We start from the raw sequence: 19168 nt of genomic DNA, 5'->3' as shown, positions 1-19168 counted from the left end.
CGCAGCGAAGTATCTGCAGCGACACGTCGGCATTCCGCTGCGGGGCCGGCGCGCCGATTACTTCTGCTAGGCTGCGACGGATTCCGCTCGCAGCGCAGGGACGGCTTGCGCGTCGCCCGCTGCTGGCCGGATCTTGAACCAGATCGCGTACAAGGCCGGCAGGAACACCAGGGTCAGAATCGTCCCGGCGAAGGTTCCGCCGATCAGCGTATAGGCCAGCGTTCCCCAGAACACCGACTGGGTGAGCGGGATGAAGGCCAGCATGGCGGCAAGCGCGGTCAGGATGACCGGGCGGGCGCGCTGCACGGTGGCCTCGACCACTGCATCGAAGGGCGCCAATCCATCCGCGATGTTGTCGCGGATCTGGCCGATCAGGATCAGCGTGTTGCGCATCAGGATGCCGGACAGCGCGATCAGACCGACCAGGGCATTGATGCCGAACGGCTGCCCGAACAGCAGCAACGTCGGCACGACGCCGATCAGGCCAAGCGGTGCGGTGGCGAATACCATCATCATCGCGGCGATCGAGCGTACCTGGAAAATGATGGTGATCAGGGTCAGTGCGATCATGATCGGAAAGACCGGTGCCAGGGCGCGATTGGCCTTGCCCGACTCCTCGATGGCGCCAGCCATTTCGATCCGGTAGCCGGCCGGCAGTTTGGCGATGATCGGTTGCAGATCCTGCCACACGGCGCTGGAGACATCCGGCGGCTGCAAGCCCTCGGCGATATCGCCACGCACGGTGATGGTTGGGGTGCGGTCACGGCGGCGCAGGATGGGGTCTTCCATGCGCACCTCCACCTTGCCGACCTGCGCCAGCGGAATCTTTTGACCGGCCGCGCCGACCAGCGTGAAGTCGCCAATCCGGCCCGGATCAAGGCGCGTGTTGCCGGCCGAACGGGCGGTGACCTGCACCGAACGGATATCCTCGCGCACTTCCGTAATGGGGATGCCGCTCAGCAGGAACTGCAGCTGCTGGGCCACATCGGTAGACGTCAGGCCGATGTTCTGCAGGCGATCCTGGTCGAGCGAGAAATGCAGCGCCGGCACGCGCTCGCCCCAGTCGGTGTTGACCGTCCGCATCTGGGCCGAGGCCTGCATGACGCCACGCACCTCTGCCGCGATGTCGCGCAGCTTGTCCGGGTCCGGTCCCATGACGCGGAAGGCCACGGGAAATGGCGAAGGGGGTCCGAAGACGATCTGGGTCACGCGCACCCGCGCCTCGGGCGCCAAGCCATCGGCCGCCGCCTGGCGCAATCTGAACTTGAGGGCTTCGCGTTCCTTGTCATCGCCCGTGAGGACGACGATTTTGGCGAACGACGGATCGGGCAGTTCAGGTGACATCGCCAGGAAGAAGCGGGGCGCGCCCTGGCCGATGTAGGACGTGACGAACCTGGCCTCCTTCTGCTCTGCCAGCCAGGTTTCGACCTTGGCTGTCGCGGCGCTGGTTTGCGCAATCGAGGTGCCATACGGCATCTGCACCTCGACCAGCACTTCCGGCCGGTCGGAGGTCGGGAAGAACTGCTTGTTGACCACGCCCATGCCGAGAATCGCGACGACGAAGGCGCCGATCACGCCCGCCGCGACCAGCCATTTCCGCCGGATCACCCAGACTAGCAGCCGGCGGAAGCGCTCGTAGTTCGGCGTGCCGTAGATGGCCGCGTGCCCGCCCGCATGCTTCTCGTAGTTCGGCAGCAGCTTGACCCCGAGGTAGGGTGTGAACACGACAGCCACGATCCACGAGGCGATCAAGGCCGTGCCGACGATCCAGAACATGTTGCTGGTGTACTCGCCGGCGGTCGACTTGGCGAAACCGTTCGGCATGAAGCCGATCGCCGTCACCAGCGTGCCGGCCAGCATCGGCGCGGCGGTATGGCTCCAGGCATAGGCGGCGGCGCGGATGCGGTCGTAGCCTTCCTCCATCTTCACGACCATCATCTCGATGGCGATGATCGCGTCGTCGACCAAGAGCCCGAGGGCCAGGATCAAGGAACCCAGCGTGATGCGGTCGAAATTCTTGCCGGTCGCCGCCATGATGATGAAGACGGCGGCCAGGGTCAGGGGCACAGCGCCCGCGACCACGATGCCGGCGCGCCAGCCCATGCTCAGGAAGCCGACCAGGATCACCACGCCGAGGGCGACCATGAACTTGACCATGAATTCGCCGACGGCGGAGTGGATATTGACCGCCTGGTCGGTGACCTTGGACAGGCTCATGCCGAGCGGCAGCTCGGCGTTGATCGCCGCCGCTTCCGCCTCCAGCGCCTTGCCCAGATCGAGGCCGTTCCAACCCTCGCGCATGACGACGCCGAGCAGCAGGGTCGGTTCGCCGTTGTTGCGGATCAGGAAGGTGGCCGGGTCTTCGTAGCCGCGCTTGACCTCGGCGATGTCGCCGAGCTTCAGCGTCCGGCCGCGCGCCGCGACCGGCGTATTGCGGATCGCCTCCAGATCGTCGATGGCGCCGTCCAGGCGGATGAAGACCTGCGGGCCCTTGGCTTCGACCGAACCGGCGGGCGTCATGACGTTACGGCTGTTGAGCGCGGCGAAGAGGTCGCGCGGCGAGACGCCCAGCGTCGCCAGGCGGTCATGCGAAAACTCGACAAAAATCCGTTCGGCCTGCTCGCCGATGATATTCACCTTCTTGACGCCGGGTACGTGCAGCAGACGTTGACGCATTACCTCGGCGTCGCGCACCAGGTGCCGATGCGGCTCGCCCTTGGCTTTCAAGGCGAAGAGCGCAAAGGTCACGTCGGCATATTCGTCATTCACCATCGGGCCGATGACGCCCCGCGGTAGTTTGAGCGCCTCGTCGCCGAGTTTCTTGCGCGCCTGATAGAACTGATCGGGGACTTCGGCGGGCGGTGTACTGTCGAGCAGGTACACCGTGGTGAAGGCCAGCCCCTGTCGCGTAAAGGTCTCGGTTCGGTCATACCAGCGCAGTTCCTGCATGCGTTTTTCCAGCGGCTCGGCGATCAGTTCTTCCATCTCTTTGGCCGTCGCGCCGGGCCAGGCGGTGACCACGGTCATCTGCTTGATGGTGAAGGCGGGGTCCTCCGCCCGGCCCAAGGTCAGGAAGGCCACGATGCCGGCGATGAAGATCGCCAGCATCAGAAACAGGGTGACCGGGCGCTCGCGTACGGCGAGGGCGGAGAGGTTGAAGTCACTCATTTCCCTTCCTCGCCGGGTACCGTCACGCTTGGCGCTGCTTCGCCGTCAGCGAGTCGCACCTGCTCGCCTTCGTGCAGCAGATGCGCGCCGAGCACGACGACGCGATCGCCTGCGGCGAGGCCGCCGACGACTATAGCGGTTTCGCTACCCAGGCCGACCACCTGCACGGCACGCCAAGTGACCTGAGACTCCTTCCCCGCGACCAGCCAGACGCCGGGCCCTTTGCCGGGATCGAAGATCGCCCCGAGCGGCACCTGCAGCGCCGGAACAGAGCGGTCATGCGGGATGTGGATGGCGACGGTCGAGCCCAGGGGCGCATCGGCCAGTTGGCCTTCAAGCACGTAGCGCGCCTCGAATGTCCGCGTCTGCGGGTTGGCGGCATCTGACAACTGGCGCAGTTTTGCCGCGCCGGTCAGTCCGCTGCCATACAACGCCGCACGGGCTACCGATCCGATCGCCGGGCGCAGGGTTTCGGGGAGTTCGATGAGCGCCTCGCGGCGACCGGCATGGGCCACCCGGACGACGACCTGCCCGGCCCCGACGACCTGGCCCGGCTCGGCCAAGGTCTCGACCACCACGCCGTCGGCGTCGGCGAGCAGGGTCGTGTAACCTGTTTCGTTGCGGGCAACGTTGGCCTGAGCCTTGGCTGCATTGAGCTCTGCCCTTGCCGACTCGGCGGCGGCCTTGATCTTGTCGTAGGCCGAGGCGGACACCGCCCCCGCCGCGACCAGATCGCGGTACCTGGCCTCGTCGTCGGCGCTCTGGCGGGCGCGCGCCGTGGCGGCAGCAACGGCCTCGTCATGGGCACGCGTGGCGAGCTTCAAATCAGTGGGGTCGATGCGCATCAGAGGCTGGCCGCGCTTGACGGCCTGCCCGGTATCGACCAGGCGTTCCAGAATCTTGCCGGGAACGCGGAAACCCTGGTCGCTCTGCACCCGCGCCGCAACGATGCCGGTGAATGAACGCTCGGTGTGGGCGGCGGCCTCCACCGCACCCACCCGTACGAGGGGGCTCCGGGTACGCGGATCGTTTGACGACGTGGCGTCGCTGCACGCTGCCAAAGCTATGGGCAACAGACCGACGACGGCGAGGAAGGGAAGATTTCGGTGCTGAAGCATGGCGACCTCCAGGAATGCGAAGGTCTTCATCTTCAATCGAGTGACCATTGTTGTCAATAGTCACTTTTTTGCCCAACTAGCGTTCTAAGGCGCGAGACTACGCAACACGAGGTTCGACAGCTGGGTTGGCGCATCCTCGACGAGGTCGAGGTTGTACTGAAGCAGGAGCGGATTCACATAGGGCTGCATGACGAGATAGATCGCATGCACCGTCTCGTCGAGCGGCGTCTTGCGCTCGAACTCGCCCATCTCCCGCCCTTCGCGGACAATTTCCGTCAGGGTCTGCCGGATACGCTGTCCGTAGGCAAGGGCAGACGGCCATCCCTCGCCGGCGGAATGCGCGGCGATGTCATACAGCTTACGGTCGTTGAAGAACAGGCTCACGCTGGTCGCCACCAAGGTCTTGAATAGTCGGCGGAATTTTTCCGTCGGCGTACTGGCATTGGCGACTGCCTCATCGACTGCAGCAACGATCTGGCTCAGGGTCTGGGTGCAGATGGCCTCGCCGATCGCCTGCTTGGAGTCGAAGAACTTGTAGATATAGGCCTTGGAAAAGCCGATGGCCTTAGCCAGGTCGGAGACCGTGGTTTTGTCATAGCCGTAGTGGCTGAAGTGCTCGCCGGCCGCCTCGACGATCTGCTCGCGAACACTGTGGTCGGCAGGACCGCGCGCTTGCGGGGTGGAAGATTCGATTTCGTTCATGGGAAAAACAATACATCGTCTGCAGTCACTTGACAACTAGTGACCATTTTGGGTTATAGTCACAACAACAGCTCAAACCCCGAAGGACTCCCATGTTCGCCCATCCCCGCTCCCTCGCCCTGCTTCTGAGTGCCGGCATCGTGACGGGCTGCGCCGTCGGCCCCGACTACCGGTCGCCCGAGATCGCGTTGTCGTCCTCGTTCCTCGGGCAGGAAGCTGTCGATCACCGGCAGGTTCGGCAGCAGGCCGACCTCACGATCTGGTGGGCGGCCTTTGATGATTCCCTGCTGACGCACTTCATTTCGCTCGCCCTCGAACAGAACCTCGACATCGCGCAAGCAGCGGCCCGGGTCGCCCAGTCGCGCGCGTCATTGCGCTACGCCGATGCGGCGCTGCTGCCAGCGGCCAACGTGAGCACAGGCGCGGCGCGAGTCTACCAGTCGGTCGAAACCCCGCTCGGGCAGCTACTCAATGCCACTCCCGGCTTCGATCGCTATGGCAGTTACCACGAGGCCAACCTCGGGGCAAGTTGGGAGATCGACGTGTTCGGCGGTCTGCGCCGAGGGCAGGAGGCGGCACGCGCCGCGTACGAGGCTTCCGAAGCCGGCGCGGTGGCGACCCGGCTGGCCGTGGCCGCGCAGACAGCGGATGTGTACGTCACGGTCCGTGGATTGCAGGCGCGCATCGCGATCGCCCGGCAGCAAGTGGAAACCCGCCGCCAGTTGCTCGCCATGGTCAGGCTCCAGTACGAGAAGGGGATCGCCGCCGAACTCCAGATGAACCAGGCCGCGGGTTCATTGACCCAGGCCGAGGCGCAAATCCCGGTCCTGGAAACCGGCCTCGATGCGGCAATGAACGCGCTGGACGTGCTGCTCGGCGTGCAGCCGGGAACCTACCGCGCAGAACTGGCCGCGGCGACGCCGATTCCCGTCGCGCCGGGCCTGGCGGCGAACGCTACGCCAGCCGACCTGATGCGGCGCCGGCCGGACCTGATCGCCGCCGAGCGCCGCCTGGCGGCAGCCAATGCGCGCATCGGCGTGGCGATTGCGGAGTACTACCCCAAGTTCTCGCTCGCCGGTCTGCTCGGTAGCGCCACCGCGATCGCGAGCGGCAACCTCTTTACTGACGGTGCGAGCCAGGCCCAGGGCATCCTCGGACTGCGCTGGCGCTTGTTCGACTTCGGCCGCGTCGATGCGCAGATCGCTGCCGCGCGCGGCCAGGAGGCCGAAGCCCTGGCCGCTTACCGGCTGGCCGTATTGCGGGCGACCGAGGATGTCGAAAACGCCTTTTCCGCCCTCGTCAAACGCGAGGCCCAGGTCGGCATCCTGACGCGGGGTGAATCGTCGTTCGCCCGGGCGCGTGAGAACTCCTTTGCCGCCTACCAGGGCGGAGTCGTCAGCCTGATCGAGGTGCTCGATGCCGACGGCAATCTGCTGCAGGCGCGCGACGCCAAGGCCCAGGCGCAAACCGAGGCCGCGCGCGCCGCCATCGCCTCCTTCCGGGCCTTGGGCGGCGGCTGGGATGCACTCCATGCAAACAGCGAGCGCCTCTCCACCAACGACTACAGGTAAGCAAAATGACCACAACAGAGAATTCATGGGTTCTCATCACGGGCGCGTCGAGCGGCTTCGGCGCGGAGTTCGCCCGCCAGTATGCCGAGCAAGGTCAATCGCTGGTTCTCGTGGCGCGCCGGCTGGACCGGCTGCAGGCGCTCGCCGAAACGTTACGCCGGCAATACCGCATCGACGTCGTGGTGGAGCGGGCCGATCTCTCGGACATCGCAGCCGTCACCCAACTGCATCAGCGCCTCCAGGAGCGAGGCATCGCCATCGACATCCTGATCAACAACGCCGGCCATGGACTGCAAGGCCCGTTCGTCGATAGCCCCTTGGACGCGACCCTGGCGATGGTGCAGCTGGATGTCGCGAGCCTGACCGCGGTCACCCACGTCTTCGCCCAGGACATGCGGGCGCGCGGACGCGGGAAAATCCTGCTGGTCGCCAGCCTGTTGGCTTATCAGGGCGTGCAGAACTTCGCCGTCTATGCCGCCGCCAAGGCCTACGTCTTGCGTCTGGGTGAAGCGCTGCATCGCGAGCTCAAGCCCGATGGCGTCACGGTGACAACGCTGTGCCCCGGCATGTCGGATACCGGCTTCGCCGCCGCAGCACGGCAGAAGCTCACGCCCGCATTAAAGCTGTTGATGATGCAGCCGGCCCCCGTCGTACGCGCCGGTATCGGCGCCTTGCAGGCCGGGCGTATCAGCGTCGTGGCGGGCTGGGCGAACAAGGCCCTGGTGATACTGACCTGGGCGACGCCGCGCTGGCTGCACCAGGCCTTTATGTCGCGCGCGATGAACGGATGAAGCCTCATACACCAAGGAGTTGAACCCATGACAACACAAGCCGCCACGATGAATCCCGAAGAATCGCTTGCCTGCTGGCGGGCCGAGGAAGCGGCCGTACGCGCCCGCCTCCAGACGGCTCCCGGCGCGGCCTCACCTGCCCAGGTCGCCGGGCGCAGCGGGTTGCAGATATTCCAGGCGCTGCTCGCCGGGGAAATTCCGCCCCCGCCGATGGCTGTCACGCTCGACTTCACCCTGCTGTGCATCGAGCCCGGATTGGCGGTATTCCAGGGACAGCCGCGCTTCAACCACTACAACCCGATGGGCACGGTGCACGGCGGCTGGTTCGCGACCCTGCTCGACTCCGCCATGGGCTGCGCCGTGCATTCCACGCTGCCGGCGGGCAAGGCCTACACCACCCTGGAACTGAAGCTCAATCTGGTCCGCGCACTCACCGACGCGGTTCCGCTGGTACGTGCGGAAGGCCGGCTGGTCCACGGCGGCCGCCAGGTGGCGACCGCGGAAGGGCGGCTTGTCGGACCGGACGGCAAGCTCTACGCTCACGCAAGCACCACTTGTCTCGTTTTTGACCTGGCTTCATAGAGCGGAACGAAAGGCTTTGGGCCGGCTCGCGCCTTGAATGGGCACTTTGCAGCCGTTGAGCTTGTAACTCCCCGGCAGGCTTGCGGTATCGCGGTTTTTGGCCTTTTTCAGGCGTCGACCGCAACCGGGTGGGCTTTGGCGTATTCGGCGAGCAGGCGGCCGTGCAGTTCGCAGCCCGCCAGCGTCAGGCCGGGCGAGGCGACGCCGAAGAAGCGGGTTTCGCCGTCGATCAGGTCGGTCGCCAGGTCGAGGGTTTCCTCGCCGTGGAGGCTGACCAGGGCTTCCTCGAAAACGTTCGGGTCGTCCATTTCGAGCAGCGTGGCAATGCATTGGTAGACGCGGCGGCGGCCGCCGTCGAGCTGTTCGAACTGGCGTACCCACTCGCAGCCTTCGCGGGTCGCCTCGGCATCGCCGACGGCCAGCGCCAGCATCGTCTTCAGTTCTCCGACGCGCAGGTCGGCCCACAGCGTGCCGGCGTCGGGGGCGAGGCCGATCAGCGCGGCGACCGGGCGTTCGTCGGCGAGGTTCATTTCGTTCAGCATGTCGAGCAGCTGGCCGCACTGGTCGTCGTCGAGCTCGGCCAGGTTGAGGATGGCCGGGCGCAGCGCGGCGCCGTTGCTGTTGTTCTCCCATTCCAGGTCGTCGACCGGGTAGATCTCCGACATGCCGGGCACCAGGATGCGGCAGGCATAGACGCCGAGGTGGTCGAAATCGGCGACGTAGATGTCGTGGCCGTCGGCGTGGATGCGCGCGGCCAGCCAGGCGTAGTCGTCGGCGGTCTTGCCGTTTTCGAGGTCGTTGAAATTCCAGTCGACGAAGTCGAAATCCGGCGTCTCGCCGAAGAAGTTCCAGTGCACGATGCCGCTGGAGTCGACGAAATGGATCTCGATGTTCGGCGCGCTGGCCACTTCATCGAGGTCGAAGCCGGGCGGCGGGAAGCCGTCCAGCGCTTCGAGGGCGCGGCCCTGCAGCAGTTCGGTCAGCGCCCGTTCGAGGGCGATCTCGAAGCGCGGGTGGGCGCCGAAGCTGGCGAAGACGCCTTGGTCGTGCGGGTTGAGCATGGTCACGCACATCACCGGGTAGTGGCCGCCGAGCGAGGCGTCCTTGACCAGGATGCCGAAGCCGGCGGCGCGCAGGCCGGCAATGCCGGCGGCGATGGTCGGGTAGCGGGCGATGACTTCTTCCGGCACGTCCGGCAGGCACATCCCTTCGGCGATGACCTTGAACTTGACGTGGCGTTCGAGAATTTCCGACAGCGCCTGGGCGCGCGCTTCGGCGGGCGTGTTGCCGGCCGACATGCCGTTGCTGACGTAGAGGTTGGCGATGATGTTGACCGGGAAGAAGACCTCGGCGCCGTCGCGCTGGCGCACGTAGGGAATGGCGCAGATGCCGCGCTCGTAATGGCCGGTGTTCATGTCGATCAGCGCCTCGGCCGGGATGTTGCCTTCCGGGTTGTAGAAGGCCTGCAGTTCGGGGGTCAGCAGGTCGGCCGGCCAGTCGCTGCCGGTGACCGGGAACCAGCGTTCGCGCGGGTAGTGGGCGAATTCGCGATTGGCGACGGCCTCGCCGAGGTAGTAGTGGTTCCAGAAATAATTGCACGACAGGCGCTCGAAGTATTCGCCCAGCGCACTGGCCCGCGCGGCCAGCTCGGTCGCGCCCTTGCCGTTGGTGAACATCAGGTGGCAGGCACGGTTGCGCACGTGCACCGACCACACGTTGTCGACCGGGTTGAGCCACGAGCATTCCTCGATGTCGAAACCGCGCGCGGCCAGCTTGGCCTGCATCGAGGCGATGGAGTGTTCGAGCGAGGCATCCTTGCCCGGTATGAAGTGTTCGTTGTGCATCGGGCGTCCTGCCTGAAGGTTTGTCGGGGTGGCGGCGACGGCCGGTTGCGGTCGACCGCGAAAAATGGGCAAATTTGCCCGTTCAGTCCTTGCGGCGGCGGGCCGGCAGCGGTTTGCGCTGGCGCTGGCCGGGGCGCCCCGTAGGAGCGGCCGGCTTCGGCTTGGGCACCAGCAGGTTCTTCGCGCTGCCCTGGCCGGCGGCGCGGTGGGCGAGAATTGCCGCGCGCAGCGATTCCGGCGCGACGTCGACGGACGGGTGTGCGCCTTGGGCCGTGTAAACGGAAAGTTCGTCCTTCAGGCGGAACAGGCGTTCCGCCGTTTCACCCTTGTGCGGCAGGGTTTCGATCATTTTCTGTGCAGCCGGCGTCAGCGCGAAGCCGTCGTCCGCCGCGTGGAGCAGGCCGTGCGCGGCAAGCCGCGAGAAAGCCTCGCTCAATTTGTCCTCGCCGGGGATGTTGCCTTGAAGCAGATCGATGGCCGCCACGATGTCGACCGCTGCGGCCGGCCGCCGTTTGGCGGCGAGTGCGGTGGCGAGCAGGAGAAGGACGTCTACATCGTGGATCGGGTGCATGGTCTGGCCTTTGAAACGGGTGAAAAAAACCGGCCGGGGCGGTGCGGTTTTTCGAGAGGGTGGCAGTGTAAGGCCTGACGGTCGAAAATCCGCGCCCGATTTGCCGGAGGGCGGAGGAAATCGTCGGTCGCCGTTCAGAAACCGAGCGACAGCCCCTTGGGGTGGAAGGCCTGGTAGCGGCGGGCGGTCTGGTCGGCCTTGCGGCTCCACGCCTCGGTGGTGGAGGTGAGGTAGTTGAAGTGCAGGCGCGGCTTGCCGGGGCCGGGGTGGCTCTTGAGCAGCAGTTCGACGCAGCGCGGGTGCGGGTGGTGGAAGATCGCACCGTTGGTCGAGATCAGGTAGTTGGCGCATTGCAGCCGGGCGAGCAGGGGTTCGCTGATGTTGGCGACGCTGCCGTGGTGGGCCAGCTTGAAACCGTCGAGGGCGAGGCGCGCGCCGGGCGCCAGCAGGCGGTCGAGCGAGGCTTCGAGCACCGGCGCCCAGGCGTCGCCGGTGAGCAGGAAGCGCACTTCCGGCTGGCCTGCCGGGTATTCGAGCAGCAACGCGATGCTGCTGCCGTTGGCGCGGCTGGTGTCGCCGCCGAAGGGCGCATCGGCGCCGGGTTCACCGGTGCCGCCGCCGAGGGTGTCGGCGAGATCGGCATCGGTTTCATCGTCGGGCGCGTTGTCGTCGAGGTCGTCGTCGGCGCCCAGCACGTCGCCCAGCGGGCGCAGGCTGCGGCTGGCGGCAAGCCGTTCGCGCAGCTTCGCGATGTCGCCCGAGGGCACCCGGGCCGCCTTGAGCTCCTTGGCCCAGTTGTCCTTGAGCTCCAGCAGGCGCTCATGGTCGGGCGAGAGCAGGGTGAGCCGGCAGGCGCCGGGCAGTTCGACGACCGGCAGCGCGGCATCCTTGCGGTCGATGGCGGCCAGCGCCCCGGCGAAGCCGAGATTGTGGACCGCCTGGCCGGTGCGTTGCTCGTAGTCGGCGATCAGCATGCCGAGCAGCTCGCCCTGGACGCCGCCGAGGGGTTCGCCGGCCGGGTCGGGAACGGCGTTGAGCTGGTCGCGGCCGTTGAACCAGATGCGCTCGAAGCGGCAATCGAGGGCTTCGGCGTCGAGCAGCAGGCGGACGACGCCCTCGATGTGGTCGGCGTCGATGTGGGTGATGACGAGCAGGTCGAAGCGGCGCTCGCCGGCGGGCAGGTGCAGGATGCGCTCGCGCAGGGCCGGGTAGGCGTGGGCCGGGCCGCCGTCGATCAGGATGCGATGGACTTCCCGGCCGTCGCCGTATTCGATCCACAGGCAGTCACCGTGGGCGGCGGGGAGCATCTCGATGCGGAACATGGCGGCGATCGATCCTTTCAGGTCGGCGTGGAGACGGGTTGCGCTACGGGCGTCAGCCGCCATTCGGCGTCGCCGAGCGCGACGAGGCAGAGGGCGAGCAGGTAGCCGCGCGCCAGCATGCGGCGGCGGACGCGGCGCATCAGGGTGCCGAAGTCGGCGTTGGCGTCGTCGACCGCGACCAGCTGCGTGACCAGTTCGCGGGCGAGCGGCGCCGCGTGGCGGCCGAGGATCTGGGCAAGGGTGCCGAGGACGATGGCCGTCTTCAGCTTCTGGAATTCGCGAACGACCTGGACGTAGCCGAGTTCGGACTTTGCGCCGGTGCGGCAGCCGAGCAGGAGCAGGACAGGTCCCGGCTCGCGGCCCCCGGGGTTGATGAACTCGGGGATTATCTGGCCGCGCCGCAGGCGGGCGAGATCTGCAGCCAGGTTCTCGTCGCCGATTTCAAGAAAGTCATCCACGTTTTCGTGGTCGTGATGTGGCAGCGCGATCAAGAGTCGCGGGTGGTTTTGCACCGCCGAGTACCATTCGGGCCAGTCGTGGGCGAGGGTGGCCTTGGCGAACAGTTTTTCAATTGCCGTCCAGGTGGCCGTGCGCTCGTCTTCAGGCACCTTGTGGCTGCTGGCGAAGACGGCCGAGTCGATGGGCGGCAGGCTCCGGCGGATGGCCGAAGGGGCCGAGGCATTGGCGGCGCAGTCTGGGTTGAGGCGCTCGATGACCTTGCGCAGCGACCAGAAACCCAGCGGGCAGATGGTCTTCGCGTAGACCTGTTCCTGGGGCGTCAACGGGGCGTTGCCGCAACTTGGGCAGACTCCGGCATCGCCTTCCAGAGCTTTTTCCCAGCCTTCGCACAGGGGCGCCGCATCGATCGGGTAGCCGCGGTCGTAGACGAATTCGAGCGGCAGCACAACGTCGGGATCGAAGGTCAGGAACTGGATGCGGTCGCCGGGGTCGCTGAACCCCTGTTGCTTGAGCTGGTTGAACAGATTAGTACCCAAGCGCGCCATGTCGCGCAAGAGAACCCGGACTTCCTCGTCGGTGGCATCGAGCGCCGCTTCGCTGTCCGGGGTGGCGGCGCGGCGGCGCACCAACGACTTCTCAGTCGAGAAGAGCGAAGCATTGAGGTTCTCGATTGCCTGGCCCGGCGAATCGAACTTGTAGTCGTGCCCACCGGAACCGTCGAAGACGCGCAGGCTGCCCTTGGGCGGCGCGGGTTGCCCCGGCACCGGCGCCTGGCCGTAAACGAGGGTCGCATTGCACTGTTGGGCGTCTTCGAGAGCAATGACCTCGCGCCGGCTGAGCTGCGTCCGCACGCGCAGGGCATCGCGCGGCCCGGCCTGCTCGCCGGGGGCGAGCGCTGCTGCCTCGACTCGCACCACCTCGAAGCTGCGCCCGCGATAGCGGAACATGATCTCGGCGCTGACGTAGCGTTCGTCGGCAGGGACGTCGATGCACAGGTCGCAGTCGCCGCTGCGCGCGCTGCGCGAGGCGGGGAGCAGCAGCGTGGTGGCGGCGCGCTGCTCGCCCCAGCATAGCTCGACGCTCAGTTCCAGGCCCTTCTGCGGGATGGGGACGGTGGGGATGGCGGCGTCGGAACTCGCCGCGCCGTCGTCCTCGGGCAGGCCGATCCAGCAGCGGATGGTGTTGGCGGCGCCGGCGACGAAGGTGTCGCGCTGCTTGCCGTCGTGAAGAATGGTGGCGCGGACGTGGCGCTCGTCGGTGGCGGCCGGCGCCGGTTGAACGGGCGGCGCGCCGCGGCTGGCGGTCTGGAATTCGACGTGGGTTGTGTCGATCGTGACGCCGCGCGGGTGGCTTGCCGGCGGGCTCGGTGGCGGGGGGCTGCTGCCGGTCCGGGCGCCGGGTGGCGTCAGGTCGGAGGCGTCGGCCGGCACCGAACGGTTGGCGGCCAGGAGATCGACATCGGGCATCTCGAACGTCATGTCGCGCGGACGGCTTGCCGGCGCCGGTGCCGGTGGGTGGATCGGCGGACGGGCGCTGCTGCGCGTCCGGTCGTCGATGAGGACATGGCGCAGTGGTGGCGCGGCACCACCGCCGGCGCCGCGGTAGGGCGTGGGCGCGCAGCCCGCCTGGACATCGGCAGCCTGGCCGAGGATGTCGAGCAGGCGCAGGCGGGCCGTCTCAGGCGCCTGAGGCGCCAGCGCGACCGTTTCGCGGATCATTTCTTCGGTCGGTGTGTCGGCGATCATCCAGGCGATCTGGCCGTCGTCGTGCCCGGGCTGTGCTGCGGTGAGGTGCTCGTACAACAGTTGGGCGATTGGCCTGTCGCGGCGGAATGGTTCGGGAGCGAGCACCGGACCGAAGGGGCGCGGTGGCGGCAGTGGCAGGCCTTGCGCATCGGCGATCCCGGTGGCGGCCCAGACGGTCAGGCGCAGCGCGCGGTCGAGGTTGTGCTCCAGGCGCGGTGCGCCCGGCCCGTCAAGACGGGCGAGCAGGCGTTCGAGCATGGCGCGCAGCCGCTCGGGGATCGGGCGAATCGCCGCGATGCGGTCATAGGCGGTCCACGGGCTGCCCCAGAACAGGGTCGGCTCCGGCGCGCCCGGCGAAAATACGCTTTCGAGCGCGGTGAAGTCGCCGAGCCGGCCGATGGCCAGCGCCAGCCAGAACTTCGCGTCGGGATCCAGGTGGTGGGCGTGGCACAGCACTTCGCGGGAGATCAGCGTGGTTTCTTCGAGCGGTGCCAGCGCCAGCCGGCGCCAGAGTTCGGGGTCGCCGTTCTCGGCGCGCACCAGCAAGGCCGGGATGCGCGATGGATCGCCGGCGGCTTCGAGCGCCGCGGCGATGGCGTCGCGGTCGGCTTCGCGCGGGTCGTCGGCCATCCGGCACAGTTCGTCGCGTACTGTCAGCAGCGGAACGCTCGCGGCGAAAGCCAGCGCCTGGCGGCGCACCGGCGCTCCGGGCGGGAGGTTGGCGACGAGCTGCCTGCCGGGGCCGATCATCCTTTGCCAGCCCGCGCGGCCGAGCGGAAAGTGGGCTGCTGCCGCCAGCGCGGCGAGCCGGACCTCGGGGGACGGGTCGTCGTCGGCAAGCTCCAGCAGCGGCCAGAGCCAACGGTCCGAGAAGGGTTCGACGCGGGATGGGTCCATGCCGGTGGCCTCGTCGGGCGGTGGGTCAGGCGCCCAGGATTTCGGGCACGTAGGTCTGCAGGCGGTGGGTCAGCAGGGCGCCGGCGTGCCGGCCGAGCACGGCCATTTCCGGGGCCGAGAGCCGGGTCAGGTTGGTGCTGATCGCCGAGGCGAAGGCGGCGTCGCCCTCGCGTTCCTCGCCGATCGTGCTGTCGATGGAGAACCACACCGGCTTGGCGCCGCCCGCGCTGGCGTTCAGTTCCAGCCGCTTGAACTGCAGGCCGCGGACCTGCTCCATCAGGATGTCGATGGCCGCCACCAGCACCGCGGTGCCGGATTCCGTGGGCCGTTCGTCGATCGAGAACGGCTTGCCGCCGTCGCTGACGATCAGGTAGTCGAGGGCATTGCGCTTGCGCAATAGGGGGTTGACCCCGAGGTTGTCATAGACGCCGCCGTCAGAAAGCGTGACGTAATCGACGCCGGCAGCCGGGTACTGGTCCTGCTCGACCTTGAGCGGCGGGAACACCGGCGGGAAGGCCGACGACGCGGCGACCGCGCGGCTGAGCGGGAAGCCGGCGGCCTCGTTGGTGCCGAGTTCCCATTCCCCCATCTCGGCCTTGCCGCTGGCGCCGCCGCCGGTGACGAAGAAGAACATGTTGCCGGTCGCCAGGTTGGTCGAATTGAGATACAGGCGCGGCCCGTTCTGCAGCGAACCGAGCGTGCGCTGGCCGTAGAGGTCGCGCTCGTAGGTGGCGGCCAACTTGTCGAGACGGCTGTGGAAGGGATCGAGAACGCCGCCGATGACCGACGAGACCGCGATCGAACTGGTGCGCAGGTATTTTTCCAGCTTGTCGAGCGCGTCGTCCTCGCCCCAGTGGCAGGCCAGGAAAGCCCCGGCGATGCTGCCGCCGCTGACGCAGGTCAGCAGGTCGAGCTTCCACAACAGGCCGAACTGATGCAGCTTGCGGAAGGCGCCGAGATGGAACGCCGCGGCGCGAAAACCGCCGCCCGAAAGCGCCATCCCGATACGCTTTTCCGAATTGCCGACGTTGATGGTCATGACATCCTCCTCTCGTGATGGGCGGGCCATACTGCCGGCGGCGCCGGTGATGATGCATCGGTCATGCTGCGCGCGACTTTTCTTACTATAGGCGGCGCTGGGGGAAACTCAAGGGGCGGGGGTCGGGCAGAAGCGGGCGCTCGTCCGGCCGTAAGGCCAGCCTTTTGAATGGACGCTGAGTTCTCAAATTTGCCTGACAGCCTACGTGTGTAATCGGCCAAAGTGGCCCTTTAACTCGAAGCTCTTGAATGCCAGTAGCAGTATCCAGCAGTTGCAGGACAAGAACCTCGAAGAGGCGTTTTTCATAGAAACGAACGAAACCGAAGTTGCGTACGCTTATTGCCTTCTCAAGTTCTATCGCCAGTGTCGTAACCAGCGAGGTCAGCGTCGAGGGACCAAATTAGCACTTGGGACATTGAATGCCGGTCCTTGGACTGTTCCCACTCCTTTATCATAGAAAGATCGCTCAGGCTGACGCCCTCACGCGCTTTCTTCGCTGTCTTGCTCTTCTGGGCATGTAACGGAAAGTCGGCAAGCCACGCGAGAAACTCCTCGCGGGAAGGGAAATGCGTGGGGCGGTATGGGGTACTCCCATTGATTGCCCTAGTCACGTCCTCCACGAGTTTCTGCCCAAATTGAAGTCGAAGTCCACCATTTCCAAGATCAGCGATGTGATTACCCGTTTCCCATATCGCGGCCATTGGGAGTAGGAAATAATCTCCTTGGTTCAGTCTGATTTCGAACTCGGCAAAGATGTCATCGCGGTTTTGGTTGTTGCCCGGAACATCGAGGATATTCAAATACACGGAGGTGTCGAGCAGGACAATCGCGCTCATTCGGTGTCTCCAGTACGCATTTTCTCGAGCCATGCCAGGGCTCGCTTTTTACGCTCCTTGCCTCCGGGGTTTTGCTTGACGAAACGCTCCAGAGTGCCGGATGTCATCAGGTGACCAAGGGTCCCTTGAGCAATTAGCTCCGGATAGTCAGGCACTTCCTCTAGACGCACGAGGCGGCTAGAGCCATTGCCCGGATCGCGGTAGCAGAACACCACGTCGGGGACTGCGGAGTCGGGCAAGGCGTCCAGCATGGCCGGGTTGTGGGTGGACAGCAGGACTCGCAAGGAGCGGCGCTGGGCGATCGCCTGGATCCGTTCCAGCAAGTGGCGTGCACGACTCGGATGGACACCGTTGTCGATTTCCTCGATCACCACAAGGCTACCCTCAGTCGCCGATAGCATCGCTGCAGCGATTGCGAGGACGCGCAAGGTGCCGTCAGAGAGCAGTGACGCGTCGTAGCGGCGCTTCTCTCCGCCGAAGGTCTCCACCAATTCGACCATGACCTCGCCGCGCGGCCCCCTTAGGAACCCTAAGGTGCCGATGTCTTGCTCAGGTAGGCTCTGGATGAATTGAAGAATCGCTTCGCGCTGCTCCTTGATTGGTGAGTCAGTTGCCGCAGTATCCGTTCCCCAAAGGGCGTACAACACGCTTGAAAGATTAGTGCCGTCACCCATCAGGCGGTGGTCTGAAGGGAAACTGTAACCCCGCATTTTCGCTGGTACCGGATCGAGAAACAGGATGTTTGAGAGCCATTCCTGGTATTGCCGGACAGTTTTCGGAATGATCCGGCGGGCTTCCTTGTGCTCTGTGGAAAAAGTCGCAGGGCTGTCCAATTGCGTGAAGATTGCGCCTTGGTCGCTGCACGTAATGTGTGGCTTCTTCCCGCCCCTAGCGAAATTGTTGTAAGCCACCCCGGCATCGGAACTACGTCCTTCCGACGGTTGGTCGAGTACGTAGAGCGGAACTGCGGTACTTGGCGAGGTGATAGATTCTGAGGAAACGTGCAATCCGTCATCCCTAAGGGAAATTTCCAACTCCAGCCGATTCCAGTCCGTCAGGTTGGTTTCAGAGCCAATTCCGAAACGTACCGCACCCGCATAGCCAAGATCATTAACCCGACCTCGCAGCACGCGCTCAGAGTTCTGCACCTCATATTGGATGGACGAAAGCTTCTGCCCTTGAGCCAACCAGGAGAGCAGGCGCAAGCCTTCGATGGCGTTGCTCTTGCCGGAAGCGTTGGCGCCGATCAGCACGGTGAGCGGCCCGAGCGGCAGTCGTGCGTTATGGTAGCTTTTGAAGGTGGTCAGGGAAAATGCGGTCAACATGTTTCGGATTCCTGCAATTCGGTTGTTGTAAGCGGCTTATGCTTCTTGCTAGTAAGCATATCTGTATCAAGCCAGCGCTGTAGAGCCTTCAGCGCTTCGACTTGTTTGAGTAAAAAGCGCAATCTCCCGTCGGGCGGGCCCAGAACACATGTGGTCACATCTAGGGATGTCTAGTCTCTCAGAGTTGTATGTCAAGCGAGTGCTAGATGTCGATATTGTAATCAGGTTTCTGCCATTTGCTCCCGTCGCCTGAACGGCGCCTAAGGCAGAGGGTTTGTTGCCTGTGAGCAGCCACTTGGATCGTCTGCAGTGCATTTGTACCTGCCCTTCAATCTTTGATGGTTGGAAGGGTAGCAACAGGTCGGCAACGGCCGGTTAGCGTCATCCAGCATGCGCTATGATGAACATCGGCAGCGGCCGCTGAGACGTGTTGGTTGCAACATTCAAGGTAACGCAGATGCAAGTTCCCAAAGCCTTTCTGGCGCTTCTTCTTTGTCTCGCTGCCACCGGCAGCCGGGCGGACATCTACGGATTCGTCGACGGCGACGGGGTGTCGCATTTCGCGACCGAGCAGGTGGATGCCCGTTACCAATTGCTGGTGCGCGGCAACAAGTTCGGGGTCATGAACCTGGGCGTTGCCGGGAGCGGGAAGCAGCCGCAGGTCAGCCGGCTCACCGAACATCCCAACCTGAAGACCTACGAACCGCTGTTGCGGGCGGCGAGCAGCGAGTTTGCGGTGGACCTGGCCTTGCTCAAGGCGGTCGCCGCGGCGGAGTCGGGCTTTGATCCGGATGCGGTGTCGCCGAAGGGGGCGGTCGGCCTGATGCAGGTGATGCCGGCGACGGCTGAGCGTTACGGGCTGGCCGGCGACGGGAAGCGGTCGCTCGAAACCAAGCTGCGCGACCCGCAGACCAACATCCGCGTCGGCGCACGCTACCTGGCCGATCTCTTCAAGCTTTACCCGCGCCAGCAGCATCTGGTGCTGGCGTCGTACAACGCCGGCGAGGGCGCGGTGCAGCAATACCGGAACGCGATTCCGCCCTATCCCGAGACGCAGAATTACGTCGCGCTGGTGACTGAACTGCACCAGGCGTTCCGCTCGCGCGCGCTATACCGGCAGTCCGGGGTGCGGGTGGAGCGGGTGGCGCCGGAAAAGCGGCTGGCAACAAAATGACGATGGCCGGATTGCCCGGCCATC

At 65.6% G+C, this 19168-nt stretch carries 14 protein-coding genes; 4 read left to right on the top strand and 10 right to left on the bottom strand.

Going from position 1 to position 19168, the window contains the following annotated elements; all coding sequences use genetic code 11:
* Window positions 1-66: 66 nt before the first annotated feature.
* The 3 genes from GH660_RS00645 to GH660_RS00635 form a co-directional block, all read right to left on the bottom strand.
* Window positions 67-3168, bottom strand: coding sequence for an efflux RND transporter permease subunit (locus GH660_RS00645; RefSeq protein WP_153144648.1), 3102 nt, complete (start codon window positions 3166-3168; stop codon window positions 67-69).
* Window positions 3165-4166 carry an efflux RND transporter periplasmic adaptor subunit gene (locus tag GH660_RS00640; protein ID WP_228276303.1) on the bottom strand — a complete coding sequence of 334 codons (1002 nt, stop codon included), beginning with the start codon at window positions 4164-4166 and terminating at the stop codon, window positions 3165-3167. Before GH660_RS00640 ends, GH660_RS00645 begins: the two co-directional genes overlap by 4 nt.
* Before the next feature lie 204 nt (window positions 4167-4370).
* Window positions 4371-4988, bottom strand: a complete 618-nt coding sequence (locus GH660_RS00635; protein ID WP_153144647.1) for a TetR/AcrR family transcriptional regulator — start codon at window positions 4986-4988, stop codon at window positions 4371-4373.
* Window positions 4989-5080: 92 nt separating this feature from the next.
* On the opposite strand from GH660_RS00635, the gene GH660_RS00630 reads away from it, so the two are divergent.
* Genes GH660_RS00630 through GH660_RS00620 form a run of 3 tightly spaced genes read left to right on the top strand, consistent with a single transcriptional unit; the run spans window position 5081 to window position 7932 of the window.
* Window positions 5081-6559, top strand: coding sequence for an efflux transporter outer membrane subunit (locus tag GH660_RS00630; RefSeq protein ID WP_153144646.1), 1479 nt, complete (start codon window positions 5081-5083; stop codon window positions 6557-6559).
* Window positions 6560-6564: 5 nt separating this feature from the next.
* Entirely contained in the window at window positions 6565-7350 is a 786-nt protein-coding gene (locus GH660_RS00625) for an SDR family oxidoreductase (RefSeq protein ID WP_153144645.1), read from the top strand.
* Between the two features lie 27 nt (window positions 7351-7377).
* Window positions 7378-7932: a PaaI family thioesterase gene (locus GH660_RS00620; RefSeq protein ID WP_153144644.1), complete on the top strand. Its 555-nt coding sequence runs from the start codon at window positions 7378-7380 to the stop codon at window positions 7930-7932.
* Between the two features lie 107 nt (window positions 7933-8039).
* Here GH660_RS00620 and ycaO read toward each other — a convergent pair whose 3' ends face one another.
* The 7 genes from ycaO to GH660_RS00585 all read right to left on the bottom strand — a co-directional run bounded on the left by ycaO (window position 8040) and on the right by GH660_RS00585 (window position 17970).
* On the bottom strand, window positions 8040-9776 hold the full coding sequence (gene ycaO / locus GH660_RS00615; protein WP_153144643.1) for a 30S ribosomal protein S12 methylthiotransferase accessory factor YcaO: 1737 nt from the start codon (window positions 9774-9776) through the stop codon (window positions 8040-8042).
* Window positions 9777-9858: 82 nt separating this feature from the next.
* Window positions 9859-10347, bottom strand: coding sequence for a hypothetical protein (locus GH660_RS00610; protein WP_153144642.1), 489 nt, complete (start codon window positions 10345-10347; stop codon window positions 9859-9861).
* 134 nt (window positions 10348-10481) lie between these two features.
* Window positions 10482-11732: a hypothetical protein gene (locus GH660_RS00605; RefSeq protein WP_228276302.1), complete on the bottom strand. Its 1251-nt coding sequence runs from the start codon at window positions 11730-11732 to the stop codon at window positions 10482-10484.
* Window positions 11687-14770: a hypothetical protein gene (locus GH660_RS00600; protein ID WP_153144641.1), complete on the bottom strand. Its 3084-nt coding sequence runs from the start codon at window positions 14768-14770 to the stop codon at window positions 11687-11689. The genes GH660_RS00605 and GH660_RS00600 overlap by 46 nt, the downstream gene beginning before the upstream one ends.
* A gap of 25 nt (window positions 14771-14795) precedes the next feature.
* Entirely contained in the window at window positions 14796-15809 is a 1014-nt protein-coding gene (locus tag GH660_RS00595; protein ID WP_153144640.1) for a patatin-like phospholipase family protein, read from the bottom strand.
* 347 nt (window positions 15810-16156) lie between these two features.
* Window positions 16157-16645, bottom strand: a complete 489-nt coding sequence (locus tag GH660_RS00590; protein ID WP_153144639.1) for a hypothetical protein — start codon at window positions 16643-16645, stop codon at window positions 16157-16159.
* A complete protein-coding gene (locus GH660_RS00585; protein WP_153144638.1) occupies window positions 16642-17970 on the bottom strand; it encodes an AAA family ATPase in 1329 nt (442 codons plus the stop codon). Before GH660_RS00585 ends, GH660_RS00590 begins: the two co-directional genes overlap by 4 nt.
* 457 nt (window positions 17971-18427) lie before the next feature.
* Here GH660_RS00585 and GH660_RS00580 point away from each other — a divergent pair, with 457 nt between their 5' ends.
* On the top strand, window positions 18428-19144 hold the full coding sequence (locus tag GH660_RS00580; RefSeq protein ID WP_153144637.1) for a lytic transglycosylase domain-containing protein: 717 nt from the start codon (window positions 18428-18430) through the stop codon (window positions 19142-19144).
* The last annotated feature ends 24 nt before the right edge of the window (window positions 19145-19168 follow it).

It is taken from the genome of Dechloromonas sp. H13, assembly GCF_009469615.1.
Taxonomy (GTDB): domain Bacteria; phylum Pseudomonadota; class Gammaproteobacteria; order Burkholderiales; family Rhodocyclaceae; genus Azonexus.
This window is presented reverse-complemented; position numbering and strand designations above follow the sequence as displayed.

Coding starts and splice junctions, on each gene's coding strand:
- GH660_RS00645 (WP_153144648.1), bottom strand. CDS start 3,168: ATGAGTGACTTCAACCTCTCCGCCCTCGCCGTACGCGAGCGCCCGGTC.
- GH660_RS00635 (WP_153144647.1), bottom strand. CDS start 4,988: ATGAACGAAATCGAATCTTCCACCCCGCAAGCGCGCGGTCCTGCCGAC.
- GH660_RS00630 (WP_153144646.1), top strand. CDS start 5,081: ATGTTCGCCCATCCCCGCTCCCTCGCCCTGCTTCTGAGTGCCGGCATC.
- GH660_RS00625 (WP_153144645.1), top strand. CDS start 6,565: ATGACCACAACAGAGAATTCATGGGTTCTCATCACGGGCGCGTCGAGC.
- GH660_RS00620 (WP_153144644.1), top strand. CDS start 7,378: ATGACAACACAAGCCGCCACGATGAATCCCGAAGAATCGCTTGCCTGC.
- ycaO (WP_153144643.1), bottom strand. CDS start 9,776: ATGCACAACGAACACTTCATACCGGGCAAGGATGCCTCGCTCGAACAC.
- GH660_RS00610 (WP_153144642.1), bottom strand. CDS start 10,347: ATGCACCCGATCCACGATGTAGACGTCCTTCTCCTGCTCGCCACCGCA.
- GH660_RS00605 (WP_228276302.1), bottom strand. CDS start 11,732: ATGGCGGCTGACGCCCGTAGCGCAACCCGTCTCCACGCCGACCTGAAA.
- GH660_RS00600 (WP_153144641.1), bottom strand. CDS start 14,770: ATGGACCCATCCCGCGTCGAACCCTTCTCGGACCGTTGGCTCTGGCCG.
- GH660_RS00595 (WP_153144640.1), bottom strand. CDS start 15,809: ATGACCATCAACGTCGGCAATTCGGAAAAGCGTATCGGGATGGCGCTT.
- GH660_RS00590 (WP_153144639.1), bottom strand. CDS start 16,645: ATGAGCGCGATTGTCCTGCTCGACACCTCCGTGTATTTGAATATCCTC.
- GH660_RS00585 (WP_153144638.1), bottom strand. CDS start 17,970: ATGTTGACCGCATTTTCCCTGACCACCTTCAAAAGCTACCATAACGCA.
- GH660_RS00580 (WP_153144637.1), top strand. CDS start 18,428: ATGCAAGTTCCCAAAGCCTTTCTGGCGCTTCTTCTTTGTCTCGCTGCC.